This window comes from Sulfuricella sp. (assembly GCF_035531155.1).
Taxonomy (GTDB): domain Bacteria; phylum Pseudomonadota; class Gammaproteobacteria; order Burkholderiales; family Sulfuricellaceae; genus Sulfuricella.
Window position 1 is genome coordinate 34,496 of the sequence record NZ_DATKTK010000035.1, and the last position, 9,820, is coordinate 44,315.

11 protein-coding genes and 1 pseudogene are annotated in these 9,820 nt (G+C 53.9%); 2 read left to right on the top strand and 10 right to left on the bottom strand.

Translation table 11 applies throughout. The features are described from left to right. Positions 1 to 66 precede the first annotated feature (66 nt). Together VMV64_RS07270 and VMV64_RS07275 are read right to left on the bottom strand one after the other, a co-directional pair. Positions 67 to 435, bottom strand: a complete 369-nt coding sequence (locus VMV64_RS07270; protein WP_325329289.1) for a diacylglycerol kinase — start codon at positions 433 to 435, stop codon at positions 67 to 69. Positions 436 to 604: 169 nt separating this feature from the next. Next, the gene (locus tag VMV64_RS07275; RefSeq protein WP_325329290.1) at positions 605 to 1,195 is read right to left on the bottom strand and encodes an acyl-homoserine-lactone synthase; all 591 of its coding nucleotides are present in this window, start codon (positions 1,193 to 1,195) and stop codon (positions 605 to 607) included. A gap of 221 nt (positions 1,196 to 1,416) precedes the next feature. Between VMV64_RS07275 and VMV64_RS07280 the strand changes: the two are divergent. Next, positions 1,417 to 1,789 (top strand): annotated as a pseudogene (locus VMV64_RS07280) (IS3 family transposase); the annotation flags it as partial. A 299-nt stretch (positions 1,790 to 2,088) separates the two neighbouring features. Next, positions 2,089 to 2,301 carry a hypothetical protein gene (locus VMV64_RS17365; protein ID WP_414718856.1) on the top strand — a complete coding sequence of 71 codons (213 nt, stop codon included), beginning with the start codon at positions 2,089 to 2,091 and terminating at the stop codon, positions 2,299 to 2,301. On the opposite strand, the gene VMV64_RS17370 is transcribed toward VMV64_RS17365, so the two are convergent. From VMV64_RS17370 to VMV64_RS07315, 8 genes are all read right to left on the bottom strand, one after another. Then, positions 2,293 to 2,622, bottom strand: a complete 330-nt coding sequence (locus tag VMV64_RS17370; protein WP_414718854.1) for a response regulator transcription factor — start codon at positions 2,620 to 2,622, stop codon at positions 2,293 to 2,295. The genes VMV64_RS17365 and VMV64_RS17370 overlap by 9 nt on opposite strands. Next, a complete protein-coding gene (locus VMV64_RS07285; protein ID WP_325329291.1) occupies positions 2,510 to 3,016 on the bottom strand; it encodes an autoinducer binding domain-containing protein in 507 nt (168 codons plus the stop codon). Before VMV64_RS07285 ends, VMV64_RS17370 begins: the two co-directional genes overlap by 113 nt. A gap of 299 nt (positions 3,017 to 3,315) precedes the next feature. Next, entirely contained in the window at positions 3,316 to 3,447 is a 132-nt protein-coding gene (locus tag VMV64_RS07290; RefSeq protein WP_325329292.1) for a hypothetical protein, read from the bottom strand. A 411-nt stretch (positions 3,448 to 3,858) separates the two neighbouring features. Further along, a complete protein-coding gene (locus VMV64_RS07295) occupies positions 3,859 to 4,407 on the bottom strand; it encodes a hypothetical protein (RefSeq protein ID WP_325329293.1) in 549 nt (182 codons plus the stop codon). Next, positions 4,404 to 5,114 carry an RraA family protein gene (locus tag VMV64_RS07300; protein WP_325329294.1) on the bottom strand — a complete coding sequence of 237 codons (711 nt, stop codon included), beginning with the start codon at positions 5,112 to 5,114 and terminating at the stop codon, positions 4,404 to 4,406. The genes VMV64_RS07295 and VMV64_RS07300 overlap by 4 nt, the downstream gene beginning before the upstream one ends. Then, positions 5,102 to 6,328 (bottom strand): aminotransferase class III-fold pyridoxal phosphate-dependent enzyme, encoded by a 1,227-nt coding sequence (locus tag VMV64_RS07305; protein ID WP_325329295.1) that lies wholly within the window; start codon positions 6,326 to 6,328, stop codon positions 5,102 to 5,104. The genes VMV64_RS07300 and VMV64_RS07305 overlap by 13 nt, the downstream gene beginning before the upstream one ends. Before the next feature lie 95 nt (positions 6,329 to 6,423). After that, the gene (gene leuA, locus VMV64_RS07310) at positions 6,424 to 8,112 is read right to left on the bottom strand and encodes a 2-isopropylmalate synthase (protein WP_325329296.1); all 1,689 of its coding nucleotides are present in this window, start codon (positions 8,110 to 8,112) and stop codon (positions 6,424 to 6,426) included. Between the two features lie 25 nt (positions 8,113 to 8,137). Next, on the bottom strand, positions 8,138 to 9,673 hold the full coding sequence (locus VMV64_RS07315) for an AMP-binding protein (protein ID WP_325329297.1): 1,536 nt from the start codon (positions 9,671 to 9,673) through the stop codon (positions 8,138 to 8,140). Positions 9,674 to 9,820 lie beyond the last annotated feature (147 nt).

Consider the following 9,820-nt stretch of genomic DNA (forward strand, 5'->3'; position numbering starts at 1 on the left):
TTTGCCGCGGCAAGAAGAAACTAATGTGACAGCGAGTTGAATTTTTTGTGACAGGCCGGGGAAACCCTAGCCGAACAGCACCAGCGCCCAGACCACCGCAAGGTTGACCAGGCTCAGCAGCACGGCGGCGCTGCCGATGTCCTTGGCCCGTTTGGCGAGCTGGTGGTCTTCCAGGGAAATCCGGTCAACCGTGGCCTCCACCGCCGAGTTGAGCAATTCGACGATGAGCACCAGCAGCACGCTGGCAATCATCAGCGCCTTGCTGACCGCCCCCGCCGGCAGGAACAGCGCGAGCGGAATCAGGACTGCCGCCAGCAGGGATTCCTGCCGGAAGGCGTCCTCGTTCTGGTAGGCGGCTTTGAATCCCGCCAAGGAGTAGTGGAAAGCGTTCCACAGGCGCTTCAGGCCGGTCTTGCCTTTGTACGGGCTTTCCATGTCTGACCTCAGTTTAAGGAACGCTTGTTACAGGTTGATGAAAGTCAGCAGCCTGTCGAACTTAAAGTAAATCGGCTGCAAATCCGCCTGAGCGGTCCATATTTCACCGCTTTCTTCGGGAAATATTTTCTCCCAAAATATTGCACTTGGTTTTTGAGTGCGCCTTATCTTAAGCAGCCTTTGCGCTTTCTCCAAATAACGATTCGTGTGTTTTTTTCCCGATATCGATATCTAATGCAATGGCGTTTTCAACACCAATCCGTATAGGAGGGCCAAAACGCGTAATCTCGATCCCGGTACGCCGAAGAATCCGTTCGATCGGGGTGGTGGTAACCGTCACATAACGCTCGATGCCCATACGGTCACCAAACAGAACGATCTCACGCATTGCCGCCAATGCCAAGTCTGCAAACCCAAAGCTTTGCCGACCTTCTGTTTCAATGGCAAACCGACTCAGCTCCCAAATTCTTGGGGCCTCCGGCGCGACTTGGCCATGAAGCAGTTGAGGAAACGAATCCTTCAGCATATAAGGTCCTTCCGTTGGCAAGAGACGCCAACATCCCCGCAATTCGTTATTTCCACCCTTAATAGCCATGTAGTAAGGGTCAAGCGCATCATAACCATCTATTTCCATCCCGCTCATAATAGGCACCTCCCACCCCATCCGATCCTTAAAAATCCTCGCCCGTAGCCGATGCATATCCCAAAGATCTTTGCTTTGAAAATTCTGACGTGAAGCGATTTGAATTGAATACGACATGATTTGCCCCCATTCATATTAATTACTCAGGAGGCATAGATAATTATGCGTAATGGTTATGCTGCGTAACTATCAAGTCTACTAGGTTGAACTAGCGAAACCCAAGTATTAAAATGATAATTTACCCACAGCCCCAGGAGCAGGCGCCTCGTCGCCTCGATAAATGCGTACTTGGGTGCGAATAGCGAGGTGAGAAATTGGCAAGATTGGACGGAGCTTAACAAGGGCGAGGCCGAACGATCGGCCTTGAAGATCGTCAAGCCCTGGCCCGAGACATCCATACCGCACACGCCACAGGCGCGCGGCTCAAGTTTGCCTGCGAGACATCGGACATCGAGTTGCGCACCCAGCAACGCTGGAAGGATTCAACGGGCCTTGTCAAGGGGAGTGGCGGACGCAGGCGCGGCGCGCCAACACCCAGCCATGCCCTGAGCGAGGCTGCGCAAGCGCCCGCCGTGGCCAACGAGCCGCGCTTTGCCGCCGTGCTGCCGGCGCGCACCGTTACCGCTGTAGGCTGATGAGGGCGTTTATCTGGCCCGCGAGTCCTCTTTCAGCCGCGTGCTGAGGGGGCGAGGACCAAACTACCCATCGCGGTAGCCGACCACGCACTTTGCAAACGAGCCGCGCCAAGTGTGGTGTTGGATATGAACAACCCTAACTGCTCACCTGTCGGAGACATAACGGTAAACCCTGAAGGCGACTGCATCATTAAGTCGCATTTGGCGAGCAACCATATTCAACCGTTGGTGCATAAGTAGGGCATCAACCGCCTTGACGCGCGCCATGGCCGAGCAACGAAGCGACTGGACTGGACGCGATGGACTTAATAGATAGAAAGGACACGCCGATTGGAAAAAGGACTGAAAAAGGGAGGAATTCTAAGTACCGAAGAGTTGCGTGAACTCCGCATATCACGACGCGAAAGCCAGACCAAATTTTGGGGACGGTTCGGCGTAACCCAATCCCGTGGTAGCCGTTTTGAACTAGGGTGGGAGATACCCTGGCCAATTACGATTCTGTTAAAACTATATCTTAGTGGTGCGATTAGCGATAACGATTTACGGCGAGCACGGCAACGGCGGAAGTTGGATGAGAAATTAAGATAGGGCAATCAACCCTAAACGAATCGCCTTTACCACGGCTTGTTGGCGAGTAATGACCCCAAATTTGCACCGTATATTTGCGATGTGAAAATTAACTGTTGCTTCGGAGCAGCGCAAAATTTGGGCAATTTCCCACGATGACTTGCCGATCATGGCCCATTTCAGGCATTCCAACTCTCGGGGTGTTAAATGTATCTCATCTGCAGCCTTGCTAGACCTTGCAAACTGCATTGAAGATTCCAATGCATAATCCCGAATTAATACCAACTCCGGCAAGTAACGTCTTATTTTCTGAAGAAACCGTTTGCCAGGAGGCATGTCCATCACAAAACAAAGAATACCTAACTCGCCTGCCACCTCCGTGGATGGGTAAAGTTATACCGGAACGAAGGCCATATCCAGACGCCTCCTCGTACATCTGCTTCTGTTGGGGCGTCACAAAAATCTCAGGTGACCAAATTAGGGGTAACGCGCTTGAGATGCAATGAGCTACGGTAGGGTCGAAATCGAGGAACTTTCCTATGTCATAGACTTTTCGCCAGGAGGCTGCATAGTTGCTACGCAGGAATGCTTTTTCTAGGTTAGTGTGCCGGGTGGGCACAAGAGCAAACAACGTTTGTTCAAATCCATGATCGTTTGCTATTGAAAATAGTTTTTTATGCCAAACGCTTTCTTCGTTGCTATTTAGCATATCGGATAACGACTCGATATGCACCATACCATCTCCTCGCTTCCGCTTGGTTAAATTTACGGCTCAACCTCAACTCGCTATTTTCTTAATTATAATTCCTCTGTGCAATTACTTCATTGACTATCGTCAACTTTGATTTAAAAACTGACACCTTTTTCTTCTGGGTACACCCTAAAATTTGATACACCAACGCTGACTTTGCGGGATGCGGCATCCACGAGGAACGGACTCCGGAGGTCCAACCGGAAGGATGCCGCGTCCGCACGGCACTCAATCAACGTCACACCCTTTCTTGACCTGAACCATGCCGGCCTGACGCTGATGCTTCAATCGGTAGCTTTCTCCGGTAATTGGTACGATACGTGTATGGTGCGGGTGCGGTAGGCAATCCGGCATGCTGCCGTCAATGTGGCATCCTGCGCGAAGGCCTCACCCGCCCGAATGGTAGATTTGGTCATAATCAGAGAGCCTCGCTCATAGCGCCCACGATGACCTGGAAAAACACTGTTTTTGCGCGTGCGCCACCGACAAGGTCAGCAGCAGATCGGCGCTGCGGTAAATCTGGCCTGGATCCTCGCTTACGCCGCTCGGTAGGCCAGTGAAGCCAACCAGGACCACATTTTCGTGGCGTTCGATGAAGCCCAGTCCCGCCAGCTCGTCGATCTGGCTCTTTTTGACGCAGCGTGCCGACTTTTATTGGTAACAAGCTCGACGTAACTCGCCTGGCTGAGCCGAGCGCGGCGCAGAAGGCTATAGAGGGGATGACTGCCTTTGCGAAATTCAACCTAGCGGACTTGCATCTGCTCGCTAGATTTTGTCTCAAAACGCACCGCTAGATGACCCGGCAATGTCATCCGCAAACCTACTGCTCACCTTGCCCTCGGCTCGCCCCAGCGGCTCAAATTTGGGTGAACCATGTCAGGTTCAGGGCAGTTCTCAGTAGGAAGTCTCGCTTTTCGCGTGACCACGCAGCCGCAGCGGGCGCAAATCGCTCGCTCCCGTCCCACTAGACGATAGATGAGCCTCTCAGCTGGGGCTGCACCAAAATGCTCGCAGGCATGGCAGGTGGCGAGTCGCGCATGGTAACGCTCATCATCCACCCACGCAAACCCGGTTTTGGCCCAGCGACTGAACGCCTGAGCTGCGTGAGCAAGGAGTTCGGTGTCAGTAGCGGAAATTTTTTTGGGCAAAGAGGCGGATATATCTTCGAGAAGCGGCTCTAGCCGGTCTGGCAAACCTGCCGCCTCTACCAATTGTAAAGCGTAAGCGGGTTCGGTAAGTACTCGTGTCATCACTTTTTGGCTTACCGGCTTCGAGATGCCCAGAAACGCCCCAAATCGGGCGCGTGCCTCAGGACTGCTCCCTGCTTGTACAAGATCGCGAATTGAATCCTCTGAAACGGCGGGCTTTTCGCTCATACATCGAACTTCAATTTGCCCTCGCCTGCGAGAAACGTCGTCAGCCCTACTAACTCGGCCAGACGGAATCCCTCGTCGAGGCGTGCCTTGAGGGCACTCTCCCGCTGAAGCAGATAACGCGCTCCGTGAATCACTGCGGTCAAATACTTTTTCTTCACTAAGAGCATTCCGTCCGAATCTCCGAACACAAAGTCTCCTGGTTCCACCGTGTAGTGGCCATAGTCAAGCGAGGCTGGCACTACTGCCGCTGGGATACGCGCAGTCTTGGCCGAGACGAAGCGCACTTGGCGCGAGAACACCGGGATCTGCAGCGCAGGCAAAGTCCCCATGTCACGCACTGCGCCGTCCACCACTAGGCCGCCCAACTTCTGGCTGCGCATCGCGGTAACGAAGATATCGCCTGCGAGCGCCTCTGATTCCTGCGCGTCGTTGCGTACAAAAAGCACCCACCCTGGCGGCGCTAAGTCGAGTGCCTGCAGAAGTGGCAGCATATCGTTCTGCGTAGCCACTGGGAAGGCAGGACCAGCTATGCTTAGGTGCGAAACGCGGGGCAGTAGGTAGTCCGGCAGCACATGGCAATATTCTGGCGCAGCATCGTAGATCTGAGCGCAGCCAAATTTGCTAAACTCCTGCGCGATGCGTTCGATATACTCGGGTCGGTAGCGTGACGCGAGTTGGGTCAGGTCTTCATGGACTAGGTCAAGCATACTACCTCCCGTGCAACCAACAATTCGTCGAGCGCCTCCAACACCTCGGCGATGGCCCCCTCTAGGATAGTCGGCTCAATGGTAAGTGGAGGGGCAATGCGGATGCGGTTCCCATCGGCGCCGCCGCCCAGGATCATTATGTATCGATCGAAGCAGGCCCACACCAAAGCACGGGCACGGGCGGGGGACTCGAGGCCAAAGGACAACGAAGGACCGGTGATATACACTTCTTTTACCCCCGTTGTCCGCTCGAGCCGATAGGCGGCTGCATCGAGCAACTTCTCGATGGCACTGATAGCATCTTCCGGAGGATTATCGTCTAAGTAACGGCTCACGGCGATGCCGGCCCGGTAACCATAGACCGACGTCTGGAAGGTATGAGCCAAGGCGCTTTCCAGTGGAATAATATCGTCGTATGCACCATCATATACCACTGCCGATAGTGGTGAATGGCCATTGGTGAGCGATTTGCTATACAGGTGTATGTCACCCTTAATACCCGCAGCACGGGTGGGGCTTAGGTAGCCGTGGCGATAAAAACCGGCTTGGATCTCATCGGCGATTACTACTACGCCGTGGCGCCGAGCCGATTCCACCAAGTTTCCGATCCACTCCAGGTTGAGTGGTATGTAGCCGTTCGCCCCCTGGATGGGCTCGAACAGGAAACAAGAAATCTTCCTCCAGTCAGGCTCGCGGGCACCGGGTTCGATGTGAATGATGCGGCTTTGGAGTAGCTCTACCAATGGGCTGTTCTGAATGGCCCACTTACGCTGTGCGGTGGTAGCGCTAAGCGAATCCAGACCGAGCCCGTGAAACCCTCCACGGATTGCGACAATCTTTCCGGGTCTCACTCTTTGTGCAAGCGCAAGCGCACTACTCACCGCGAAGCTGCCGCCAACTTGGAACAGCACGCGGTGATCCGGCAGATCAAGCCGCTCGCACAACCATCCCGACAGTTCCTCCGCTTCGTGCGGGTAGCATGCCGGAGCGATATCAGCCCGAGCACCTTGAAATGGATCGATCTCCGGGTTTCGGTGCCCAAAGTTCACTGAACCGTAGGCACTTGTTAGGTCGGTAAACAACCGCCGCCTGCCGTGCCGCTCCAGGACAACATCGCTGTTGAACGCTTCGATGAGCCTCCATCCCTTCGGATAGGTCCCCTCGTCGTTCAGGAAGCTCAGCCTCGAAACGGGCGCGTTGCTTACCCGAGCCATGATTCTCTCCTTGTGGTTATGATGAAAAGCATTCGAGTCCGCCCCTGCACCAGGGCCTTATTTTCCGCAGTTGCCTCATAGGAACACCGGATTCATCATCTCCGACCATTCTTCTTCCTCTCTTCAATCGAACGGTTGAGCGCGTTCAACACCGCCTGCAGCGTAGCCACCTCGGTACTGTGGTGGATACCAACGCCCCAAGTGGGTGGGCTGCCGTCGATGCTGCCCTGTACATAGGCCACCGCCAACGCATCCAGCCCTTCACCTATGGCATGCTCGTGATAATCATGAATGGCGATGTGATAACCAAACTGTTGTCCTATGCCGTGTACCAGTGCGCTGAGCGGACCTGAGCCCGTACCTTCCACCATGTGAGGTTCGCCCTTGCAAATCACACTAGCGCTAATGCATGTGTTCTGAGTGGTCAAATCATAGGAAGTGGTATGGCCTTTGAGCGCGAACGGCGCTGGACGACAATACTCCACCTCGAATATATGCTTTATCTCTTCGGGGCCGAGCTCTCGCCCGTCAGCATCACAGATCTTCTGTATGACCCGGCTAAAATCGATCTGTAGCTTGGGGGGTAGCTTGTAGCCAAATTGGTCTTCCAGTACGAAGGCAATGCCTCCCTTACCCGATTGGCTGTTGATTCGTACCAGTGGCTCGTAATGTCTGCCTACATCAGTTGGATCGATCGGAAGATAGGGCACCTCCCACAACGATGATCCATTGCTACGCATCGCCGCAAGCCCTTTACGGATGGCATCCTGGTGCGATCCTGAGAAGGCAGTGAATACCAGTTCTCCAACATAAGGGTGCCTCAACCCGATCGGAATCTGGTTGTAGCGCGCCACCATATGGGATATCTCTATTAGATTGGAGAAATCAAGCGCAGGATCGATTCCCTGTGAGAACAAGTTAAGCGCAATGGTAACGAGGTCAACGTTGCCGGTGCGCTCACCGTTACCAAATAGCGTTCCCTCCACTCGCTCTCCGCCAGCCATTAATGCCAACTCAGCTGCTGCAACACCTGTGCCGCGGTCATTGTGGGTATGGATACTAATGATGGACTGCTTGCGGTATGGAAAATTGCGGCAGAACCACTCGATCTGGTCGGCATAGATATTAGGCGTAGACATTTCTACCGTCGCCGGCAGGTTAATAATGGTCTTCTTCTTCTCTGTCGGCTGCCATACCTCGCACACTGCGGAGCAGATATCAACTGCAAAATCGAGTTCCGTACCAGTAAAACTTTCCGGCGAATATTGATAGATTACCTCTCCCCCCTCCAGGGTGGGCGCGAATTCCTTGATAAATTTTGCCCCCTCTACTGCAATATCGATAATTTCTTTGTGGCTCTTCTGGAATACCACGCGTCGCTGTAACTCGGACGTAGAGTTGTAGAGATGGACAATCGCCCGCTTAACCCCCTGAAGCGCAGTAAAGGTGCGTCGGATGAGATGTTCTCGCGACTGCACCAATACCTGCACAGTGACGTCGTCTGGAATATGTCCTTCCTCAATCAATCGGCGCACGAACGTGTATTCGGTTTCAGATGCCGATGGGAAGCCTATCTCAATTTCCTTGAAGCCCATGTCCACAAGAAGGCGGAAAAAACCTAGCTTCTCCTCGACCCCGAGCGGATGAATGAGGGCTTGGTTGCCATCCCTTAGGTCAACGCTGCACCAGATTGGTGAGTGCTCAAGGACCTGATTGGGCCAAGCGCGGACGGGCAACTGGATGGGTGGAAACTTTTTGTATTTGAGTGCCGGAAAGGTTTTCATATGCTTTTGTCTTGGCGTTGCGTTATTAAATACTGAGGATTGAGCTCCGCGGCCCACTGCAGTGCCGAATCAATTCACCGTCCGTTAGGTTTAAGTAACTTCTGAGTACCAATGCGTCGGTCTTACCATTCGATGTAAGTGGCAAACTCTTCATCAAATGGAAACGATTAGGGCGCATATAATGCGGCAGCCATTCAGCAGAGTGGGTCCGCAATTGCTCTTCCAATTCATTCTCCGCCAGCCCCTCCGATGACACCACAAAGGCATGTAGCGTGGCACCCGCCTCCTTTTCGACGGCAATTACTGCTACGTTATTGACTGCAGAGTGTGCTAAAAGAACTGCTTCCACCTCTCCAAGCTCAACCCGGTTTCCGGCTACCTGGACTTGGTTGTCAATGCGACCAACGAAATAGAACACTTTGTTTTCGTCAAAATAGCACCAGTCCCCGGAACGGAATACCACGCCGTCCAGTCCGCGCGGGTCGGGCACCAACCGCCTTAAAGTTTCAAGCGAATTACGATAATATCCGTCGAATAAAATTCGCCCCTTTAAGTGGAGCTCGCCGCCGACCCCGGGGGCAATCACCTCCGCACCTGCCGCGTCGATGAGAAACAACTCAGCTTCAGTATGGCCGACCCCAACTGGAAGGTGCTGAAGCCCCTGCGGTAACGGTGATGGCAGGCGCTGGAACGCGCATGCTATTGACTCTGACTGACCGTAAACATTAGTAACCACAAGCCCAGGTAGTCGTTCATATAGCCGCTTGATGCAAGCCTGAGGGAAGTGCTCACCTGCGAAGACAATCTCTTTCAGGTTGGCAAGCTTAACAAGGTCGTCTTCCGCGACTGCGAGGATCATTTTCCATACCGTTGGCACAGCACTAACGTAACGAGCCGCGGAGCGTGCTATTTCTTCAACCAACCTACGCGGCTGACGCAATAGGGTACGATCAAGCAACAACAAAGTGCCACCCGAACCGAGGGTGAGCCCCGCGTCTAACCAGAAGTAGTCGAAATGGAGCGGTGAAGTAGTGGCATAGCGACTACTCTCGGGCAACTGCATGAACCCGATGAGTCCATGGAAGAATGCCAGGACTGCGGCCTCGCTCATCATGATTCCCTTGGGTCGGCCAGTACTCCCAGAGGTAAAGATGATGTAGAGCGGCTCGAAGCCAGTATCCGAGATACGCTGCACACGCCCCTCTATGTGCAACTTCCCATCATTAAAAATCCCCCGCGCCGCCGCACCAGCATATCTTCCTTCTCCGATGATCAGCGCCGGTTCCACATCTTCCAACAGGAGCGCAATGCGCTCCTCGGGTGCATGTAGGTCCAGCGGAACGAAAGGAGCCCTCAAGGCGGCACACGCAGCCGCTAGGGCAATCGCCTCCGGGCAATTAGGTAGTCGAAAAACGACCCGGTCACCCGCCGAGATGCCAGCCGCTACGAGCATAGCGCGATACGCCTCTGCATGTTGCGCAAGCTCGTGGTAAGTCCAAGAGCATTCCATGCCGACGATCGCGAGCCTCTCTGGCCAGTGTTTAGCCCCATCCGTTAGCAGGCCATGAGAAGTGGCCCCATTCGTTTGAACAGCAGCCTGAGTTTTTTAAGTGGATTCTCTGCTGATGCTCACGCTGCCAGTTTAACCGTCGGCAGCATCACGGCATAAGCCTCATCCGGTGTTCTCTTGCCCAGGCTCGAATGCGGT

What these genes read in the sequence shown, in the direction of transcription:
- VMV64_RS07270 (WP_325329289.1), bottom strand. Translation starts at nt 435, where the DNA reads ATGGAAAGCCCGTACAAAGGCAAGACCGGCCTGAAGCGCCTGTGGAAC.
- VMV64_RS07275 (WP_325329290.1), bottom strand. Translation starts at nt 1,195, where the DNA reads ATGTCGTATTCAATTCAAATCGCTTCACGTCAGAATTTTCAAAGCAAA.
- VMV64_RS17370 (WP_414718854.1), bottom strand. Translation starts at nt 2,622, where the DNA reads ATGGACATGCCTCCTGGCAAACGGTTTCTTCAGAAAATAAGACGTTAC.
- VMV64_RS07285 (WP_325329291.1), bottom strand. Translation starts at nt 3,016, where the DNA reads ATGGTGCATATCGAGTCGTTATCCGATATGCTAAATAGCAACGAAGAA.
- VMV64_RS07290 (WP_325329292.1), bottom strand. Translation starts at nt 3,447, where the DNA reads ATGACCAAATCTACCATTCGGGCGGGTGAGGCCTTCGCGCAGGATGCC.
- VMV64_RS07295 (WP_325329293.1), bottom strand. Translation starts at nt 4,407, where the DNA reads ATGAGCGAAAAGCCCGCCGTTTCAGAGGATTCAATTCGCGATCTTGTA.
- VMV64_RS07300 (WP_325329294.1), bottom strand. Translation starts at nt 5,114, where the DNA reads ATGCTTGACCTAGTCCATGAAGACCTGACCCAACTCGCGTCACGCTAC.
- VMV64_RS07305 (WP_325329295.1), bottom strand. Translation starts at nt 6,328, where the DNA reads ATGGCTCGGGTAAGCAACGCGCCCGTTTCGAGGCTGAGCTTCCTGAAC.
- leuA (WP_325329296.1), bottom strand. Translation starts at nt 8,112, where the DNA reads ATGAAAACCTTTCCGGCACTCAAATACAAAAAGTTTCCACCCATCCAG.